Here is a 19,515-nt window from a genome sequence, read left to right as displayed (position 1 = left end):
TCCGCATCCGGCAGTAGCCGTCTTCTGGGAACCCTCGGATGCGCCACGTTGGGTTCCGCACCCACCGGTTGCACAGGATTTACATGACATAATATATATAGTTATGAAGTTGTAAAGTCGTAAGGTTGTAAAGTTATTGGTGCTCAATGGCAACTTTATAACTACATAACTATCTGACTTTATAACTTCGTTAGTCGGAGTACCGAATCAGGTCAAGCCCAATGTCTTTACGGTACTGTTTCCCGTCAAATTGCACCAATCGGGCCGCTTCCTGCGATTTCCGAACGGCATTTTCCAGCGAATTGGCCTGTGCTGTTATCGCCAGTACCCGCCCACCATTAGTCAGCACCTGACCATTTTTTTCTGACGTCCCGGCATGGAACGCTAGTACATCTTCTAAACGATCTAATTCCGAAATGATTTTACCGGTCACATAATCACCAGGATAACCACCCGATACGAGCATGGTTGTTACCGCAGTTTGAGGAGAGACTTGAACCGAAATCTGGTCCAGTTCTCCATCGGCGGTTGCCACCATTAATTCAACAAAATCATTCTGAAGTCGTGGTAATACAACTTCCGTTTCAGGGTCGCCCATTCGGGCATTATATTCAATAACAAAAGGCTCACCGTTTACTTTCATCAGGCCCACAAAAATAAAACCCTGATAATGAATACCTTCCTGTTTTAAACCGGCCAGCGTTGGTTTTACAACTTTGTCTTCAACTTTCCGAAGAAATGACTGACTGGCAAATACGACAGGAGATACAGCCCCCATTCCCCCCGTATTTGGGCCTGTATCTTCTTCGCCGATGCGTTTATAATCTTTCGCTTCAGGCAGAATTTTGTAGTTCTCCCCGTCGCACAAAACAAACACCGACAATTCAATACCTCGCAAAAACTGCTCCACAACAACTTTACTGCCCGCGTCGCCAAACTTATTCCCGTCGAGCATTTCATTCATCGCGGTTTTTGCATCGGCCAGCGTTTCAGCAATTATAACTCCCTTTCCGGCGGCTAATCCATCCGCTTTTAAAACAATTGGCAGCGAATGTGTTTCCAAATAGGCTAAGCCTTCCTGAAGGGTTGCTGCTGTAAATGTTTGTGAAGCGGCTGTCGGAATGCCGTAACGAACCATAAACTGCTTCGAGAAATCCTTACTACCTTCAAGCTGGGCTCCCTTTGCATCGGGTCCAACTATCCGCAGGCTAGCTAAATCAGGCTGTTGGCGCAGGAAATCAACAATCCCCTTCACCAATGGCTCTTCTGGACCTACAATCAGCAAGTCAATTTTGTTATCCCGAATTGTATCAGCAACGGCCGAAAAATTAGTGTAACTAACGGCTAAATTAGTGGCAACCTGCGCTGTACCGGCATTACCCGGTGCCACAAATAATTTATCACATAATGGACTTTGCGCCAATTTCCACGCAAAGGCGTGCTCTCTCCCACCAGACCCCAGTATTAGTATATTCATGTACCGATTTACGAGTTACGATTTACGAGTTACGAGTTGATTGCCTGCATTCTTCAGAAAATCATAAACCGTAAATCGTAAACCGTAAATCAATTAGTTTGCTACTTCCGACAGGAATTTAATGCGCATTAGGCGCAGATCTTGTTCAGTGAAATCATCGCCCCCAAATTCGCGCATAGCTACAGCAATGTTATCACTGTCGGCCTGCATGAAGTAGTCGTAAATTTCATCCTGCCGGTCTTCATCCATTACCTGATTGATGTAATAATCAAGGTTGAGCCGCGTACCCGAGTAACAGATATGCTCAATTTCTTCCATTAAGTCCTCCATCGATAACGATTTCGACTCGGCTATTTCATCGAGATCAACTTTCCGGTCGATCTGCTGAATAATGAAGATCTTGACTTTCGATTTATTAACAGTCGATTTAACAACTACATCTTGAGCTGTTTCAATCTCATTTTCTTCAACATACTTAGAGATCAGGTCGATAAAGGGTCGACCAAACTTCTGCACTTTACCCATACCCACACCGTTAATCTGCGCCATTTCTTCGCGCGTGGTTGGATACGTTGTTGCCATTTCCTCCATCGATGTCTCCTGGAAGATAACATAGGGAGGCAAATTCTTCTCTTTGGCAATTTTTTTCCGAAGTGCTTTCAGTAACCCAAGCAGCTCTTCATCATAAGCCACTCCGCCCGACGATGGCGTGGTATCTTTATCGTCGTCGTCTTTTGTTTCAACGGCCTGCTCGTAATCATGATCTTTGGCCAGCGTAATTGGGTATGGATCTTCGATATAATTCAAACCCCGCTGCGTCAATTTCAGGATACCATAGTTATCGACATCTTTTTCGAGATAGCCGTAAATAGCGATCTGCTTAATAAGCGAACACCAGAAATTACAGTCTTCGTTGAATTCACGCCCTTTACCATACACAGCGAGCCGATCGTGCTCATAGCTGGTAACATACTGATTGTTGGTAGCGGTCAATACATCAGCCAAATGGGCAACATCGAAGCGTTGGTCTGTTTGCAACACGGTTTGCAAAGCCAGAACAACTTCATGCTGCACTTTGATTTTCTCAGTCGGTTTCAGGCAGTTGTCACAAAAACCGCAATCCTTATCCATAAACTCGCCGAAATAACCTAGCAATTGCCGACGACGACACACGCCCAGATTTGCGTATGAAACCATTTCGGCCAGTAAATGCTTGGCATTATCGCGTTCGGTAACGGGTTTATCTTTATTGAACTTCTCCAGCTTGACAATATCGTCGTAGCTGTAGAACATCAGACAATTGCCTTCCAGGCCATCACGCCCTGCACGGCCCGTTTCCTGATAATACCCTTCGAGCGATTTGGGAGCATCGTAGTGAATTACGAATCGAACATCGGGCTTATCAATACCCATCCCGAACGCAATAGTAGCACAAACAACATCAACATCTTCGTTCAGGAAAGCATCCTGATTGTGCATTCGTGTTTGTGGGTCCAGGCCCGCGTGATAAGGAAGCGCCTTTACGTCATTGACGCTAAGTAATTCGGCAATTTCCTCAACCGTTTTCCGACTAAGGCAATAAATAATACCCGACTTGCCTTTGTTCTGCTTAACGTACTTAATAAGCTGCTTTTTGGCGTCGACTTTTGGCTTTATTTCGTAGTAAAGATTTTTCCGATTGAACGAGGTTTTATAGAGGTTGGCGTCCTCCATCTGGAGGTTTTTCTGAATATCCTGCTGTACTTTAGGCGTCGCCGTAGCAGTCAGCGCGATAACGGGCAAATTGCCAATGTTATCGACAATACCTCGTATTTTTCGATACTCGGGCCGGAAGTCATGGCCCCATTCAGAAATACAGTGAGCTTCGTCAATAGCAACGAAAGAAATGTTGGCTTTCTTTAAAAAATCCAAATTCTCTTCCTTCGTTAAGGATTCTGGCGCAATATAAAGCAGCTTGAGTGTACCATTCAACGTGTCCTTTTTGACCTTATTCATCTCGGCTTTTGAGAGCGTCGAATTCAAAAACTGCGCATTGATTCCAAAGGCGTTTAACTGGTCAACCTGATTTTTCATCAGGGCAATTAGGGGAGAGATAACAACCGCTGTACCATCACTAACAATAGCAGGCAGCTGGTAACACAGCGACTTACCTGCCCCAGTAGGCATAATAACAAACGTGTTTCGACCCGCCAGGATGCTGTAAATAATGATTTCCTGTTCGCCCCTAAATTGACTATATCCAAATATTTCTTTCAGTCGTTCTTTAAGCGTCGCGTGGACTGCCTCATCAACCTGCATCATTCTACAAATCGTACAAAAGTTACTTTACTCTATTTGCTTGCCGTATCTTTGCTATATAAAGTTAGCGAATATACACAGCAAAGTTTTCCTGTTCATCAAAACTGACATTGAAAGTAATAAAAAATCCTAAGACTATTGCCCGCGCGGTACTCCTGGCCGAAGCTGATGCCATCCGTAATGCCGTCGATTTACTTGACGACCAATTTGATGCAACCGTAGAAACGTTACTAAACACAACAGGGCGTTTGGTAGTAACGGGGGTTGGAAAAAGCGCTCTGATTGGTCAGAAAATCGTAGCCACCATGAATTCGACGGGTACACCTTCGCTGTTTATGCACGCAGCCGATGCCATTCATGGCGACTTAGGCATGATTCAGGATAATGATGTGGTACTCATTATTTCGAAGAGTGGAAATACTGCCGAAATCAAAGTTCTATTACCACTTTTGAAGCGAACGAGCGTTCGGTTAATTGCGCTTGTCAGCGCGCGCGATTCGTATCTGGCTCACCACGCCGACCACGTGCTTCATGCCTTCGCCGAACACGAAGCCGATCCACTGAATCTGGCTCCTACAACCAGTACAACCGTGGCTCTTGCTTTAGGCGACGCCCTGGCTGTCAGTCTTTTAGAGCTTAGAGGTTTCACTCGACAGGATTTCGCGCGTTACCATCCCGGTGGGTCGTTGGGTAAAAAATTATATCTGAAAGTAGCTGATATTTTTCCCCATAATCAGTGCCCACAAGTGCTTCCAGACGCTACAATCAAAGACGTTATTTTCACCATTTCGGCCAACCGTTTAGGGGCCACAGCAGTGGTTGACGAAGCAGGTTTATTAATCGGAATTGTTACGGACGGTGATATTAGACGAGTGGCCTATGAGCATGATTCTTTCTGGCAACTCTGTGCTAAAGATGCCATGACGGTTGGCCCCGTTTGCGTAGCTCCTGATGAGTATGCTGTAGCCGCTTTACAGTTGATGCAAGAGCGAGATATTACACAGCTCATTGTCGCCGAAGAAGGGCGGGTTCATGGCTTTGTGCATCTACACGATTTACTAAAGGAGGGACTTATTTAAGACTAGTTGTTCTATCAGGGTTTTATTCTCCGAATTGGCATGGTCAGATTTATTCAGACTATGCCAATTATCGTTTGTTAGCGGTCTAGTCTACGGCTCTAACTATCCCTGTTCAATTTTTTTTGTTAAAAAACTAAACAAAATCCACAGTGTGGATTCCCCAGAATGGGGGAAATATTCCACACTCCCCACAACTAGGCTATCAGTAAAAAAGTTTGGCACGCAAATTTAACACTACACAAATAGCTCAATATCAAATACTTAAACTCTAAATTCAGACTTTTATTCTATTTCTAAAAAGACTGGTTGTTTTTTTGTCTAGTGGATATGCAGATGTGATTCAACAGAAAAACTTAACAGCCATGACAGCTCTCGAATTTACTAATCATATTGGCAAAGTGTCCAAATCGTTACGCCCATTCGCCCTTCGTCTTACAAAAGATGTTGAAGATGCGAACGACTTACTACAGGACACACTACTGAAAGCATTCACCAATCGTGACAAGTACACAGACGGCACTAATCTGAAGGCCTGGTTGTATACGATAATGAAAAACACATTCATCACAAACTATCAGCGTATGGTTCGTAAGAACACATTTATTGATACGACTGATAATTTGCACTACATAAACTCAATAGAAAGCAGCACTGATAACCTGGCTTATTCGTCTTTTGCTCAAGATGATATCAACCGGGCAGTGAATGGCCTCGACGATACTTATAAAACACCGTTTATGATGCATTTCCGGGGTTTTAAATACCACGAAATAGCAGCAAAACTGAATATCCCCATTGGAACTGTGAAGAATCGGATTCACATTGCCCGCAAAGAATTGAAAGATCAATTAAAAGTTTACGCTTATTTTAACGCATAAGCGATACTTTCTGGACGAAGCTGCGTCTAAGACATATTGATTGAGTAGTTTTTGGTTAAAAAAGAGGAAGGTTCAAAAAAAGTTGGGTGGTATCCACCCAACTTTTTTTATTTTATACTCTCATAATCAAGAACTTAACCTCATACTGATTATTCTTCACGCTATTCTTTTTCTACCTGGATAATTCAGGAGTATCGTCATTATTTTTTGTATTTGCCTATAAATCCGGCTCTTCATCACGTTAGTTTCAGTAATTTTCGGGTAGTTTCACGAAAACAAATTGCTTCATCAGGCAATTACTAACAGACTCAATCATTTTTTTTTCTAACTAATGCCCCAACGCGTTCTTGTTATTGGAGCCGGCTTTGCCGGGCTGGCCGCTGCAACCAGCCTTGCCGAGAAAGGTTACGACGTTACTATCCTTGAAAAAAACTCCATGCCTGGTGGCAGAGCGCGTATTTTCCAGGCCAACGGGTTTACATTCGATATGGGCCCAAGCTGGTATTGGATGCCTGATGTATTTGAAACCTATTTTGCCCGCTTCGGCAAAAAGCCTTCCGATTATTACAACCTTGTTCGGCTTGATCCCTCCTACTCCGTTGTTTTCGGCCCCAACGAATCTGTTGACCTTCCGGCTGGTAGCGATAAGTTAGAAGCCCTATTTGAGCAAATAGAAGCAGGCAGCGGACTTAAACTACGAGAATTCCTGAAACAGGCAGCCTATAAATACGAAGTTGGGATGCATAAGTTCGTCTGGAAACCAAGCCGCTCCATTACTGAATTTCTGAGTCTAAAATTACTCTACGACGTAGCACGACTGGATGTCTTTCAGTCTTTTGCAACGCATGCCCGCAAATTTTTCAAACACCCCCGACTACTCGAAATAGTTGAGTTTCCGGTGCTTTTTCTAGGAGCCACTCCCGAAAACACTCCTGCCATGTATAGCCTGATGAACTACGCCGAAATGGTGTTTGGCACCTGGTATCCGATGGGCGGTATGCACGAAATTGTGAAAGCCATGGTCAGCCTCGCCGAAGAGAAAGGGGTCAAGATTCTGTTAAATCAGACAGTACAAAAAATCGACATACTTAATAAAAAAGCGCACCGGATTATTACAGATAAAGGCACTTTTGAGACCGATATTGTTGTGGCAGGCGCCGACTATAACCATGTCGAAACCAGCTTAGTAGAGCCTGATAATCGAAATTACAGCGATGCCTATTGGCAAAAGCGCGTAATGGCTCCCTCATCGCTATTATTTTATCTGGGTGTAAATAAGCGAGTGCCGCGTTTACAGCATCACAATCTCTTTTTCGATGAAGATTTCAAACTTCACGCCCAGGAGATTTATGAAACGCCCCGTTGGCCTACTAAACCGCTTTTCTATGCATCGGCACCATCCAAAACCGATCCGAGCATAGCGCCTGAAGGTTGCGAAAACCTATTTCTGTTAATTCCTGTCGCTCCTGATCTTACCGACGATGAAGCCACCCGCGAACGTTATTTCAACCTGATTATGGATAGGCTCGAAGCCTATGTTGGTGAGGCTATTCGGGGACACATCGTGTTCAAGCGTAGCTATGCACACAGCGATTTTAAGGCTGATTACAATGCTTTTCGGGGAAATGCCTATGGATTAGCCAATACGCTCCGACAAACCGCACTTTTAAAGCCATCTCTTAAGAACAAAAGGGTGAACAACTTGTTCTACACCGGTCAACTAACTGTGCCAGGGCCCGGCGTTCCACCTTCCTTGATATCAGGCTTGGTTGTCGCCGATGAAGTTGCCAAAGAGTTTGTTTAGTTTTAGGAAACTCATTCCGGAAAAAGAAACCAAGCGAAAGAAAATGCCGTACATGTCCTTTCGTCAGTGGTCTATTTTTCTCTCCATAGCTTTCCTGTTAACCCTTCCTTCTTAAAATGTATGATGGCCTTATTCGATAAAACCGCACTGGAATGCAGTAAATTAGTTACCGAGCGTTACAGTACGTCGTTTACGTTAGGTATTAAAACACTCGATCGCAAATTCCATTTCCCTATCTACGCCATCTATGGATTTGTTCGATACGCCGACGAGATTGTGGATACATTCCATGATTTCGACAAAAAAACGCTCTTAGAACGATTTAAACACGATACCTATCAGGCCATTGAGGAAGGTATCAGCATGAATCCGGTTTTACATTCGTTTCAATTGGTGGTTAGTCAGTATCATATTGAGCATGATCTCATTGAAGCGTTTCTGAAAAGTATGGAGATGGATTTGTACTGTCAGGAATACGATGCCGATGGCTATAACGAATATATATACGGATCGGCGGAGGTTGTAGGCCTGATGTGCTTACGGGTGTTTTGCGAAGGAAATCTGGCCGAATTCAACCGCCTGTGCGAACCTGCCCGAAAATTGGGAGCCGCTTTCCAGAAAGTGAATTTTCTGCGCGACATGAAAAGCGACTTTGTTGAACGGGGACGCACCTATTTCCCCGGTGTTGATTTCAGCAACTTTGGCAGTGAAGTCAAGCAACTTATCGAAGCTGATATTCAGCGCGATTTCAACGAAGCTTATCTTGGCATCATGAACCTGCCACGAGGAGCCAGAATGGGCGTTTATCTGGCTTACATCTACTATCAAACCCTATTCAACAAGATTAAACAACTCCCGGCTTCGCGCATTCAGAACGAGCGGGTTCGTGTACCGAACCCGCAGAAATTTGCGCTACTCGCCCAAACGTATCTGAAGTATCGCCTGAATGTGATCTAAAAATTACACCCGTACACCTGCTTTTTCAAGCGTTCCTAATACGCCCCCAGCCACAGATAAGTAGGTTTGAACCGCTTTAGCTAGTTTGGGTCTATGCTTCTGCATATTCATATCGACTTCATTCATAAAGTTCTTCCAGTTGGATGCATTCAGGCTATCTAATGCCACCGAGATGGTTGGTGTGAGCGAGCGGGCAGTATGCCACCAACCGCAGGGAATGAACAAGGTTTCTCCAGGGCCGACGACAAACGAAACGGGCGTTGATTTAGCAAACAGCGGGTATTTTTCCAGATCAGGATTCCAGATATCATTTACCTGTGAAACCCAGGCATTTCCGGGTGTTGGGTACAAGTATTGTGTTTGATCGGGAGGAATTACCGTAAATTCTTTTTCGCCATACAATTGCGTAATGAACGCGTGAAGGCACATAAAGTCGTAATGCACATAGGGGAACAGAGCGCCTGGGCTGCCAAAAAATATCTCCAGCGTGTTTGCCCCTGATAGCAAGCGATTAGGTACGAGTTTGCTCCCGATACGACTTGGTTGGGCATATTTGAGCGGAGGCATAACATCGCGTAACAGCTCTGGGTATTCGCTCTCAATTTGGAGCGTACAAGGATAAGGAGCAGGGTTTGTCTCATCGCCCGTCAGCATCCAGTCAATGTATTCCCCTAAGCTGTATGTTTTTCCGGAGATAGTTACTTCACGGTCGCTGTAGTGTTTCTTGAAAAACTCGGGCGTAAATTTTTTCTTCGCCGACCAAGCTTCACAAGCGTCTCCAATTACCACAGGATAATTTGCAAAGAGGTGTTTCTCCGCAAATTCGTCATAACTCATGTGGTACTTTTTTTCCACCAAAATATTTTTCTCGTGAACCAGTTCAACAGTTTGGGTAGCCATCTTCAGAGGAGGTCGTTCTATGTAAAAAGATACTATTAGTCTTTAGACTATAAATTCTATAAATAGACATCTACAAGTTGGTCTATTTATTGTTCGGTACCTTTGTATGATTTCGTTAAAGCTGATTAGCAACCGTCAGCTGTTTTATTTCTGCCTATCTTTGCCTAAAATCACTAATTTTTATCGATGGTAGCCGAAGCGACCCTTTCGCCAGATGTTCTGTCCAAATACGAAGCCGTAATTGGGCTGGAAGTACACTGCCAGTTGCTTACGCAAAGCAAAATTTTCGCGGCCGATGCCAATGCATACGGCGCAGAACCCAATACAAATATCAGTGCGATTACACTCGGCTATCCGGGCACGTTACCCAAACTGAATCGCAAAGCTGTTGAATATGCGATTCGGATGGGATTAGCTTGTGGTAGCGAAATCACGCGCCACAATGTGTTTGCCCGTAAAAATTATTTTTATCCAGATCTGCCAAAAGGCTATCAGTTATCGCAGGATAAAGGGCCGATTTGCGTTGGTGGCGGCATTCCGATTAAAGCCAAAGACCCTGTCACGGGTCAATCCTACCAAACAACCATTCAGCTTCACCACATTCACCTTGAGGAAGATGCTGGTAAATCCATCCACGATGGCGATGAATGGGCCACTCAGCTTGACTATAACCGAGCCGGAACACCTTTGATCGAAATGGTGACGGACCCTACTATCCGAACTGCCGACGAAGCGGGCCAATACCTAACTGAAGTTCGTCGGTTGGTACGGTATCTGGACATCTGCGATGGGAATATGGAGGAAGGTTCACTCCGGTGCGATGTCAACGTTTCGATCCGTCCCAAAGGCGCAACACATCTCGGCACGAAGGTTGAGGTTAAAAACCTGAACTCGATTCGGAACGTAATGCGCGCAGTAGACAGTGAATTCCTTCGCCAGGTTGAACTGACCGAATCGGGCGGGCGCATCATACAGGAAACCCGTACGTTCGATGCCGCTACAGGTCTCAGCTATGGTATGCGTGAGAAGGAAACCATGAATGATTATCGCTATTTCCCTGATCCTGACCTGACACCAGTCGTTGTTTCGGAGGAATGGTTGGCAGATATTCAGGCTCAGATGCCAATGCTTCCGGCTGCCTTATACCAGAAATTTACGAGGGTATATGGCTTGCCTGATTACGATGCGGCTTTACTGACCGACGCCAAAGAATTGGCCGAATATTACGAAGCTGTTTGTACGAATACGACGAATTATAAAGCTGCGTCGAACTGGATCATGGGTCCGGTAAAAGGTCAGCTTAACGAAAAAACGCTGCGCGATCGTCAGTTTCCGGTTTCGGCCGAACGATTGGCTGATTTAATTGCCCTGATTGACAAAGGCACGGTAAGTCAAACGGCGGCTCAGCAGATCTTCACATTGATGGCTGAGCAGCCCAATGCATCGCCCGAAGACTTGGCAAAAGCACACGGACTCATTCAGAACCGCAATACCGATGCACTGCAAACGTTGGTAGAAGAAGTACTGGCTGCCTGGCCCGATAAAGTTGAACAATATCGAAAAGGAAAGAAAAATTTAATGGGCATGTTTGTTGGCGAGGTCATGAAAAAATCGAAAGGCTCTGCTGACCCTAAACTGGTGAATGAGTTATTAGCGAAGACATTACAGAACATATGAAAAACGCAGTATTCGGTATCGCTGGTTTCATGGCGCTCAGCCTCGTAACCAATGCTCAAAGCACAAAACCGTTTACGGTTACGGGCAAAGTCAATAAAGCAACCCCAGGCAGTTACGTTTATCTGGAAACGAACTCTCAGCCAACTCATAAAATTGACTCGACCAAAATCGTTGCGGGTAATACATTCACGCTCAACGGCAAAGTGGCCGATGGCGGTGAGGTATTTGTGCTTAACGTAGGGGGAGGTCAGAAAATGGCCCTGCTAGTGGAAGGGGGCGAAACCCTGAATGTGGTGGCCGATGGTTTTCAGATGGATGCTAAAACCGGGCAGGTAGGTCATGCAACGGTCTCTGGCTCCAAAAACATGGACTATTATGGCAAACTAATGGCGCTCCGTACCGATATGGAGACCAAAGTTTCCAACTGGAATAAACAGGTAGCAGCGGCTACAGAGAAAAAAGACAACAAGAAAATCGCCCAGATCGAGCAGGATTATCAGAATGCCGAACAGGACGTTGTCAACAAAGTAAAGGCGATGTTGCCGGAAATGGGAACATCCTTAGTGTCGCTTTTCGCGTTGAATTTCATCAATATCGATACCGATTTTGCCACCTACGATGCGCTGGCCCAACGGTTCGAGAAGGAGAATCCGAATAGCCCACACGCTAAATCGCTGATTGGCCGTGTAGCCCGGATCAAAGGCGTATCGGTTGGCGCGTCGGCCCCGGAAATTGCCCTGAACGACACAACCGGAACACCTGTTCCCCTTTCGTCTTTGCGTGGCAAATATGTTCTGATTGACTTCTGGGCGTCTTGGTGTGGCCCTTGCCGAGCCGAAAACCCAAATGTGGTTCGGATGTATAACAAGTATAAAGACAAAGGATTTGCGATTTATAGTGTCTCGCTCGATCAGGCCAAAGCGAACTGGACTAAGGCCATTCGCAATGATAACCTCACCTGGACGCATGTTTCAGATTTGAAATTCTGGCAATCGGCAGCCGCTCAACAATATGGTGTTCAGGCCATTCCCGCAACATTCCTGCTTGACAAAGACGGTAAGATCATCGCCAAAAATCTACGTGGCCCCGCTTTAGAGCAAAAATTAGAAGAAGTTTTACAGGTAAAATAGAAAAAGGGAGAAAGGAGGAAAGGGACGAAGGGGAGAAAGGTTCATCCATCTCCTTCGTCCCTTTCCTCCTTTCTCCCTCTCCTCCCTCCATTATGAAAATTGCTATTGTAGGTTGCGGCAACATGGGTATGGCTTTTGCCAAATCGTTTTTGCAGTATGACCTTGTAAAAAAAGAAGATTTACTCTTAATCGAAAAAAGTGCCGACCGCTCCGAATCGTTAAAAGCCGAAAAAGCGGGCGTTGTTGTTGATACCATTGGGCCACACGTTGGCGAAACGGATTTGATTATTCTGTCGGTAAAGCCACAGGACTTTAACAGCGTTCACGAAGCCTTACGCGATATTATTCAGCCCAATCAAGTGATTCTGTCGATCATGGCAGGCATCCCAATCGCACAAATTCAGGAAAAGTTGGGTCACCCTTTAGTCGTTCGGGCTATGCCTAATACACCTGCCATGCTTGGTATGGGCATCACCGGTTTCACGGCGGCCAAAGAAGTGGATCTAAACAACCTACGTAGAATCGAAAACCTGATCAATGCTACAGGCCGATCTATATTCCTGGAAGATGAAGCCATGATTGATGCCGTAACGGCCCTTAGTGGTAGCGGTCCGGCTTATTTCTATTACGTCGTAAAGTCGATGATTGAGGCTGGCAAACAAATGGGATTCGACGACGCAGTGGCGGCTTTGTTGGTTAAACAAACGATGCTCGGCGCATATCACCTCATTAACAACGCCGATAAATCGCTGGACGATCTTATTAAAGCAGTAGCCTCTAAAGGCGGCACAACCGAAGCGGCACTCCGCGCATTTGAAAGCGGGGGTTTATCCGATACATTAGTGACAGGAATCAAAGCGGCTCAAATTCGGGCAACCGAATTATCGAAGGGTTAATTTTCAAGGCCAGGCCGCTATGGCGGACCATAGCGGCCTGGCCTTGAAACATGAGTCATCCCGAATTTTGAGTAATGGCAAAAGCTACCATCAACGCATTGGCGATAGCTAAGCGAAGTCGATAGATCGTCACCGAATAGTTTCGGTGCTGATTACCTGTGATTAATTTCGCGAATCAGTCAGACTGGGCCCCCAAGCTATTGGGAAGAGCGGAATCTTACGCGTTGCAGGTATACCAAGATTATGCTCAATTTAAAGCCGCCTTTAAAGCCGGATGGTTCACTAAATAGGTCGATTTTAATCAGGACAGGAAAAGTAAGAATTATACTTTTATATACCAGCTTAGCTGCGTCATAACTGCACAACTTAGAGCCATCTGCTACTCAAACAGGTTTTTTTCTTAGGCAATAAAGTCTGAGCCGCCCGTTTCCTGTACAGTCTACTGTGTTTGCAAACTCTCTTTTTTTGGGGGAACACATGCCAGCGGCTGCCAAAGCAACTTTTCTCTTCGGACGCGTTTACTTTTTTTGAGAAAGCGGAGAATAAACTACCTTAAATAGATCGGCAGTATATCTTAAAATATAACCGATCAACGGATCACGGGGCTAGCCATACAATAATATCAAAGGAGTTTTTAGCAATCAGAAACCCCACCGAATAGCTTTCACTTCGGGCTACAGTCTATTCATAGCCGCTTTTGTGAGACGAAAAGACAGTAGATAACCGGACACTTACTAGTAGGGCGGGTTGTCTTGATGATCCGGCTATCTACTGTTGCCGTTAGGACGGATGTTTGCTGGTCTGAGCATCCTTGTCGATGAGCCCCTTCGCTTTAAGTTCCGACCAGAAATCAGCGGGTATCTTGGCGTTCATCGACGCAACATCCTCCGTTATTTGCTGGGCCGTGCGTGCGCCAACGATCAGGGCAGCCGCTACGTCAGGAAAGGACGAAAATTGCAGAGCGGCTGTCCTCAAATCAACGCCATGCGAGGCCGCAACCTGGCGCAACGTTTCCCGTTTGGCCAGGTACTCCTTGGGTATGGGCTTAGTGGGGTCATAGTTATACCGATTGCTACCCGAAAGAAAACCAGCATTTAAACTAGAGCCGATGACCAGCTTAATGTTATGCTTTCGTATTTCCGGGAAAAGGGTATGAAGCGCGTTTTGATGGTCAATCAGGGAATACTGGGAGGCCATAAGGAATACATCCGGCGTACTATCCTGCATGGCTTTCAGAATTGGCTCGGGGCGATTGACACCCAACCCCCAAGCTTTGATGAGCCCCTCTTCCCGCATCTTATTGAGTTCCGGGAAAGCCCCTTTGCGGGCTATTTCCCAATGCTCCAGCCAACTTCGGTCAAAATAGCGGAAGTCGGGCGATAAGTCATGGACAAAGGCAATATCGATGCTATCAATGCCGAGCCGCTGTAGACTATCCTCGACAGATCTTCTTATAGCTGGGCCTGAATAATCGTAGACGGGTGTATTGGGGGAGCCAGCATGAGGGAAAAGGGTTGCACCCTTGTTGTTCCTGGATGCCTTTAACAACTTCCCAACTTTGGTGGAAATGAAAAAATCCGTCCGCTTCTGGTTGTGTAGAAAAGAGCCAAATCGCCGTTCTGCTAATCCCAGGCCGTACCAGGGCGCCACATCAAAATACCGTACCCCGGCTTTCCAGGCAGCAGTCAGCGTTTCAAAAGCCTGATCGTCAGTGACCACTTCAAACTCATTGCCAAGGGGTACACCACCCATACCAAAACCAGGCAGGTTATCGAGCCAGGTATTTCCTCGTTCCCGGTCAATTTGTGGATTACTTATTCCAGTTCCCGAAGTAAAGTCAGCGGCCATACTATGCTGTGGTAAAGCCCCCAGACTGGCCAGTAACGCTCCGTTTCCGGCCATCGCTAAAAATTCACGTCTTGTTTCCATTGCACTTGATTTTTTGTATAAAAAACAAGGCAACTCCGGTTACGTTTTTGCAAAACGTGTCAACTATTTTGCTCATTTGCGTCAACCACCTTTTTACCTGGTAAAGACCGGGCTTGGGAAGGCGTTTGACCAAAATGTTGCTTGTATACCCTTGTAAAATGAGCGCTGTTGGTAATTCCTACCTGACGCCCTACATCGCTGATGGGCAGCCGGGTATGCAGTAACAGATCAAGCGCCTTTTCGAGCTTTTTCTGTTTGAGCCATTGGGCAGGCTGGGCCAGATAGATACGCTGGAAATCCCTGCGAAAGCTGGAAAGGCTACGCCCAGCTAACGTAGCCAGTTGCTGAAGGGACAGATCTTTTAAATAGTTCGCTTCGATTACCTGACTCAGGTCGGCAACGAATTCTCGTTCTAAGGTAGTTAACTGGGCCAATAGCTGTTTATCCGTTACTGCCAGGTCATATAACAGTTCAAGCATCTTCAGCTTAAATAATTGTTCGTTGATTTCTTCAGGATCTCGAAAGTAGGGGTGTAACGATTCCAGAAACTTTAACATCCGGCTCCCAAAATCTTTGACTGTAATCTCTGAGTCACTTTTAGAGATATCAGCCTCAAGGCTGGTCTGGCGAACAAACTCGGTCAAAAAGCCGTCTTTCAGAAAAAACATCATGCTTTCATAGGCAAATTGATTGTCTGGATTGCCTACCTTATGCGACTCAAAATAGGTATGTTTTTTCAGCAATACCATTTGATGCTTACCCACCGAGACCGACTGGGTGCCCCATCGAATATGATGAGTACCTTCCAAAACAAACAGCAACAGATGGTCTTCCAAAAAAATCTTCGCTTTTTTATCGTGAGCATTGGCACAGGACTCCACCAGCGAAACTCCCGTTAACTCGATCATATTATGTAGGTTAGGCCCCATTCGATAGTCGCTGGGCGTTTTTATGATCTTCATACGCGTGTAGACCGTTTAAGTATGAATAGTTCAGCCAATTATTCAGCGTTATGAATCGACATTCTCAGTCAATGCGGATAATCCCTAGTAACGGCCTATTGGCGTCAGCATCGATCTGATAATCTTTTCCGTTCATGCTGATAGTTATCATAAACTAATTCGCTGTTCCAAAACCATGATAAATGAAGGCAAAGCTCAGGTTTATAGGACTTTAGCAATTGACTAATTCAAACAGATACTTGATAAAATCAAACAGGTTGTATCAAGTATAGCGCCATCCTAGTAGAAGAATAGCTTGTCTATGGTCGTGAATCTGGCATCGAACAATCTGCCGGTATACTAAACAGTAAATAGAAATGGGAAGAACCGTTTATTCACGTTGATATTCGTTGGCAGGTGTACCTTACTATTCAGATACCTTCGAACCGTAATGAAACCATAAGGGTATCAAATGCTGCGTAAGAAGGTGTTAATTAAACGATTGGCGAAATTCAGAGGGTGAGATGGCCGTCTTGTTCTTAAACAATTTATTGAACGACTGCGGGTAGTCAAACCCCAATTGATAAGCAATTTCGCTGACCGATAAGGAGGTCGTAGACAGAAGCGCCTTTGCTTTTTCAACCAGCTTGGCATGAATATGTTGCTGCGTTGTCTGCCCCGTATAACTGCGCAACATATCACTTAAGTAATTTGCTGAAATCGACAATTCCTGGGCTACATACTGTACCGTAGGCAACCCCAGTTGCAGTTGGTCTTCATTGGCAAAATAGGTATCGAGTAACTTTTCTAATCGAATAAGAATTTCCGCATTATCGGGTTTACGGGTAATAAACTGCCGATTATAGAAGCGATTGCAATATTGTAAAAGAAGCTCGATTTGGGCGATCATGATATCCTGGCTGTACTGATCGATATTGGCTTTATATTCCGAAGTGATCTTCTCCATAATGCCAGCCACCGTAACCTCCTCGTCTTCCGAGAGGTGTAAAGCCTCGTTGAGTTCATAAGAAAAAAAGCCGTACTGGTTTATGGTAGCCGCTAACGAATAACCGAATAGAAAGCTTGCGTGAAATACGATGCCTATCCCTTCCCTGGCTGCGTCCTCTCCCCGAGGATAGGAAGACACCTGGTTGGGACCTAAAAATGTCATCACACCTGACCCAAAGGCATAGTACCGTTGTCCATATAAACAGTGCCCATCAAAGTTTTTCTTGATAGCAATGCAGTAGAAATCAAACATGTATTTATCCGGTAAACTATCCGTTACGTTTGTATCTTCAAAGCGGAAAACACTGATCAACGGATGCCGGGGTTTGGACAGTCCAAAATGAGCATGATGCTCTTCAATGGTCTTAATGAGGTAGGGAGCGCTGTTCTGTTTCATCGTTCTGGTTATCCATTGATCATTTGCCTACTATCCGAAAGCGGTACCTGATACGTTGGGTAATCCGTATAACCAACAGACCCTCCAGTATAAAAAGTTTTTCGATTGGGAAGCGCGAGCGGCCACCCGTTTTGGAAACGGGCAACCAGGTCCGGGTTAGCAATAAATCCTTGCCCAAAAGCGGCCAGGTCGATCAAGCCATTACTAATCAATTCATTCGCACGCACCTGGGTAAGACTGCCAGCGAAGATAAGGGCAGTTTGCGGTAAGTCCCCTCGCCACTGGCGAAGCAGCCGATGGATGGCGTCGCTGGTCGACTCCGCCCCAGCGGGCATGGTAAAAAATCCCGTCTGATCCATGACATGGATATAGGCAATATGGCGTTCGCCCAATGCCTTTCCCACCGCCAGATACGTTTCTTCTGCATCGTCAAAGTGGGGACAATCATTCAGGGTGCCATAGGGGGAAAGCCTGACGCCAATCCGTTTATGGCCTATTACGTCGCTAATAGCATCTACCGTTTCCAGTAAAAACCGTAAGCGGTTTTCCATCGTCGTGGTCGCATACCGATCGATCCGGTCATTGATAAGGGGATTCAAAAACTGATCGAATAAATACCCGTTAGCCGCGTGCAACTCAACACCATCAAAGCCTGCTTCGATCGCATTCCGCGCAGCCTGCACAAAATCCCTAATGACACGGCTGATTTCTCCGGTTGTCAGCGCTCTTGGTGTTGACGACGGAATAAAATTGATTTGACCCGTGGCATCCCGTCCAAAGGCATTGGCGTTTTTAGCTACTCGATTGGTAGAGCTGACGGGCGGCTGACCATACTGTTGAATAGACGTATGCGAAACTCGGCCGACGTGCCAGAGTTGTACTACGATTCGACCACGCGCTCGTTTGACGGCATCCGTTACCAGACGCCACCCGTTGACTTGTTCGGGGGTAAAAATGCCGGGATTGAAAAGATACCCTTGCCCTTCATTAGAGATGGGTGAGCCTTCAGCAATAATTAATCCGGCAGTAGCCCGCTGGCTGTAATAAAGCGCCATTTCCTGGGTGGCAATATCCCTTGGAGCCCGAGCCCTTGTCAGTGGCGGCATCACGATGCGGTTAGGCAACTCCAGTCCGCCCAGCTTAAAGGATGAAAATAAATCCGGCATTTTACTTCTCATTAAGGTCTGTTGAGATACTGACCGTTTTCCACTTGTCGATCTCCTGGAGCATGTTCGTTAGATGATTTGTCACGACCTGGACCCCATCGCTGCCCATAATGATATGGGTGGGTGGGTTCGCTTCGTTGAATAAGCGGATAATGACATCAGGGGCTTTTTCGGGATCTCCCAACTGTTTCCCATTCAGGTTGTTGTCAAGCCACTGCTTGTGCTGGTGAATATGGGCATAATCATCGATGGTAGGTTCGGCATACATAACCGATCCTTTACCCAGAAAATTGGTCCGAAAAGGCCCGGGGGCTACGGCGATAACCTTGATATTAAACGGCTTGAGATCTTTCGCCAGCGCATCACTAAGCCCCTCGACGGCATATTTGGAGCTGTTATAGACATTGGCTCCCTGATCGCCGTGCCAACCTGCAATGGAAGTAATATTGAATATATAGCCCGACCGTTGGTAACGCAATTGCGGTAATGCCTGACGAATGACATTGAAGGTAGCAAACACGTTAATCTCAAATTCCTGCCGAATCGCTTCCATGGAAAGTTCTTCTAAAGCGCCTAGTAGTCCATACCCGGCATTGTTAACCACGGCATCAAGGCGATCAAACCGGTCAATGGTTTCTTTAATTGCCGTTGCGACCGACGATTCACTGGTCAAATCGGTCTCCAGCGGCAAAAATGAATGATGCGTCCCTACAGCTTCCTGTAATTCAGACCTATTGCGGGATGTGGCTGCGACCTTATAGCCTTCTGCCAGTAACCGTTTTACTAAAGAAAGTCCGAGGCCTTTCGATGCCCCGGTGACAAACCAAACTTGTTGATGACTCATATCCGATCTTATTTTTGATACGGCAAAGTTCTCCTCTGTACCATTCCTGCGCTTATCCATATCTCCGAATAGCTTATCCAAAAGTTTTGTCCAACTAAACTTGATCCTTGAACAGTTGGTATTACGCTGACCAC

15 protein-coding genes are annotated in these 19,515 nt (G+C 45.7%); 7 read left to right on the top strand and 8 right to left on the bottom strand.

Annotation, left to right across the window (positions count from 1 at the left end):
- Positions 1-190: 190 nt before the first annotated feature.
- A complete protein-coding gene (purD, locus tag H3H32_RS33825) occupies positions 191-1,477 on the bottom strand; it encodes a phosphoribosylamine--glycine ligase (protein WP_182460113.1) in 1,287 nt (428 codons plus the stop codon).
- Between the two features lie 93 nt (positions 1,478-1,570).
- Complete coding sequence (recQ, locus tag H3H32_RS33820; protein ID WP_182460112.1) at positions 1,571-3,778, bottom strand: DNA helicase RecQ; 2,208 nt, start codon at positions 3,776-3,778, stop codon at positions 1,571-1,573.
- Between the two features lie 107 nt (positions 3,779-3,885).
- Here recQ and H3H32_RS33815 point away from each other — a divergent pair, with 107 nt between their 5' ends.
- From H3H32_RS33815 to H3H32_RS33800, 4 genes are all read left to right on the top strand, one after another.
- Positions 3,886-4,854, top strand: a complete 969-nt coding sequence (locus H3H32_RS33815) for a KpsF/GutQ family sugar-phosphate isomerase (RefSeq protein WP_182460111.1) — start codon at positions 3,886-3,888, stop codon at positions 4,852-4,854.
- Between the two features lie 362 nt (positions 4,855-5,216).
- Positions 5,217-5,732 carry an RNA polymerase sigma factor gene (locus H3H32_RS33810; protein ID WP_111347040.1) on the top strand — a complete coding sequence of 172 codons (516 nt, stop codon included), beginning with the start codon at positions 5,217-5,219 and terminating at the stop codon, positions 5,730-5,732.
- Between the two features lie 331 nt (positions 5,733-6,063).
- A complete protein-coding gene (gene crtID / locus H3H32_RS33805) occupies positions 6,064-7,536 on the top strand; it encodes a bifunctional phytoene desaturase/3,4-desaturase (protein ID WP_182460110.1) in 1,473 nt (490 codons plus the stop codon).
- A gap of 120 nt (positions 7,537-7,656) precedes the next feature.
- Positions 7,657-8,493, top strand: coding sequence for a phytoene/squalene synthase family protein (locus H3H32_RS33800; RefSeq protein WP_182460109.1), 837 nt, complete (start codon positions 7,657-7,659; stop codon positions 8,491-8,493).
- Positions 8,494-8,496: 3 nt separating this feature from the next.
- On the opposite strand, the gene H3H32_RS33795 is transcribed toward H3H32_RS33800, so the two are convergent.
- Positions 8,497-9,393 (bottom strand): cupin-like domain-containing protein, encoded by an 897-nt coding sequence (locus H3H32_RS33795; RefSeq protein WP_182460108.1) that lies wholly within the window; start codon positions 9,391-9,393, stop codon positions 8,497-8,499.
- Positions 9,394-9,579: 186 nt separating this feature from the next.
- Here H3H32_RS33795 and gatB point away from each other — a divergent pair, with 186 nt between their 5' ends.
- The 3 genes from gatB to proC all read left to right on the top strand — a co-directional run bounded on the left by gatB (position 9,580) and on the right by proC (position 13,096).
- The gene (gene gatB / locus H3H32_RS33790) at positions 9,580-11,070 is read left to right on the top strand and encodes an Asp-tRNA(Asn)/Glu-tRNA(Gln) amidotransferase subunit GatB (RefSeq protein ID WP_182460107.1); all 1,491 of its coding nucleotides are present in this window, start codon (positions 9,580-9,582) and stop codon (positions 11,068-11,070) included.
- Positions 11,067-12,200 (top strand): TlpA disulfide reductase family protein, encoded by a 1,134-nt coding sequence (locus H3H32_RS33785; RefSeq protein ID WP_182460106.1) that lies wholly within the window; start codon positions 11,067-11,069, stop codon positions 12,198-12,200. Before gatB ends, H3H32_RS33785 begins: the two co-directional genes overlap by 4 nt.
- Positions 12,201-12,292: 92 nt before the next feature.
- The gene (gene proC, locus H3H32_RS33780) at positions 12,293-13,096 is read left to right on the top strand and encodes a pyrroline-5-carboxylate reductase (protein WP_182460105.1); all 804 of its coding nucleotides are present in this window, start codon (positions 12,293-12,295) and stop codon (positions 13,094-13,096) included.
- 780 nt (positions 13,097-13,876) lie between these two features.
- Here the strand turns inward: proC and H3H32_RS33775 are convergent.
- The 5 genes from H3H32_RS33775 to H3H32_RS33755 all read right to left on the bottom strand — a co-directional run bounded on the left by H3H32_RS33775 (position 13,877) and on the right by H3H32_RS33755 (position 19,381).
- Entirely contained in the window at positions 13,877-15,025 is a 1,149-nt protein-coding gene (locus H3H32_RS33775) for an aldo/keto reductase (protein ID WP_182460104.1), read from the bottom strand.
- Between the two features lie 59 nt (positions 15,026-15,084).
- The gene (locus H3H32_RS33770) at positions 15,085-15,987 is read right to left on the bottom strand and encodes a helix-turn-helix domain-containing protein (protein WP_182460103.1); all 903 of its coding nucleotides are present in this window, start codon (positions 15,985-15,987) and stop codon (positions 15,085-15,087) included.
- 469 nt (positions 15,988-16,456) lie between these two features.
- Complete coding sequence (locus H3H32_RS33765; protein WP_182460102.1) at positions 16,457-17,371, bottom strand: helix-turn-helix domain-containing protein; 915 nt, start codon at positions 17,369-17,371, stop codon at positions 16,457-16,459.
- A gap of 8 nt (positions 17,372-17,379) precedes the next feature.
- Positions 17,380-18,549 carry an alkene reductase gene (locus H3H32_RS33760; RefSeq protein ID WP_220472577.1) on the bottom strand — a complete coding sequence of 390 codons (1,170 nt, stop codon included), beginning with the start codon at positions 18,547-18,549 and terminating at the stop codon, positions 17,380-17,382.
- A complete protein-coding gene (locus H3H32_RS33755; protein WP_182460101.1) occupies positions 18,539-19,381 on the bottom strand; it encodes an SDR family NAD(P)-dependent oxidoreductase in 843 nt (280 codons plus the stop codon). Before H3H32_RS33755 ends, H3H32_RS33760 begins: the two co-directional genes overlap by 11 nt.
- Positions 19,382-19,515: the final 134 nt, after the last annotated feature.

The sequence above is a fragment of the Spirosoma foliorum genome, assembly GCF_014117325.1.
Lineage (GTDB): Bacteria > Bacteroidota > Bacteroidia > Cytophagales > Spirosomataceae > Spirosoma > Spirosoma foliorum.
Note: the sequence above shows the minus strand (reverse complement) of the source record. Positions and strands in the feature narration are given on the sequence as shown.

Bases quoted from the DNA above. Each gene is read 5' to 3' on its own strand.
- purD (WP_182460113.1), bottom strand. From the start codon at position 1,477: ATGAATATACTAATACTGGGGTCTGGTGGGAGAGAGCACGCCTTTGCG.
- recQ (WP_182460112.1), bottom strand. From the start codon at position 3,778: ATGATGCAGGTTGATGAGGCAGTCCACGCGACGCTTAAAGAACGACTG.
- H3H32_RS33810 (WP_111347040.1), top strand. From the start codon at position 5,217: ATGACAGCTCTCGAATTTACTAATCATATTGGCAAAGTGTCCAAATCG.
- crtID (WP_182460110.1), top strand. From the start codon at position 6,064: ATGCCCCAACGCGTTCTTGTTATTGGAGCCGGCTTTGCCGGGCTGGCC.
- H3H32_RS33800 (WP_182460109.1), top strand. From the start codon at position 7,657: ATGATGGCCTTATTCGATAAAACCGCACTGGAATGCAGTAAATTAGTT.
- H3H32_RS33795 (WP_182460108.1), bottom strand. From the start codon at position 9,393: ATGGCTACCCAAACTGTTGAACTGGTTCACGAGAAAAATATTTTGGTG.
- gatB (WP_182460107.1), top strand. From the start codon at position 9,580: ATGGTAGCCGAAGCGACCCTTTCGCCAGATGTTCTGTCCAAATACGAA.
- H3H32_RS33785 (WP_182460106.1), top strand. From the start codon at position 11,067: ATGAAAAACGCAGTATTCGGTATCGCTGGTTTCATGGCGCTCAGCCTC.
- proC (WP_182460105.1), top strand. From the start codon at position 12,293: ATGAAAATTGCTATTGTAGGTTGCGGCAACATGGGTATGGCTTTTGCC.
- H3H32_RS33775 (WP_182460104.1), bottom strand. From the start codon at position 15,025: ATGGAAACAAGACGTGAATTTTTAGCGATGGCCGGAAACGGAGCGTTA.
- H3H32_RS33770 (WP_182460103.1), bottom strand. From the start codon at position 15,987: ATGAAGATCATAAAAACGCCCAGCGACTATCGAATGGGGCCTAACCTA.
- H3H32_RS33765 (WP_182460102.1), bottom strand. From the start codon at position 17,371: ATGAAACAGAACAGCGCTCCCTACCTCATTAAGACCATTGAAGAGCAT.
- H3H32_RS33760 (WP_220472577.1), bottom strand. From the start codon at position 18,549: ATGAGAAGTAAAATGCCGGATTTATTTTCATCCTTTAAGCTGGGCGGA.
- H3H32_RS33755 (WP_182460101.1), bottom strand. From the start codon at position 19,381: ATGAGTCATCAACAAGTTTGGTTTGTCACCGGGGCATCGAAAGGCCTC.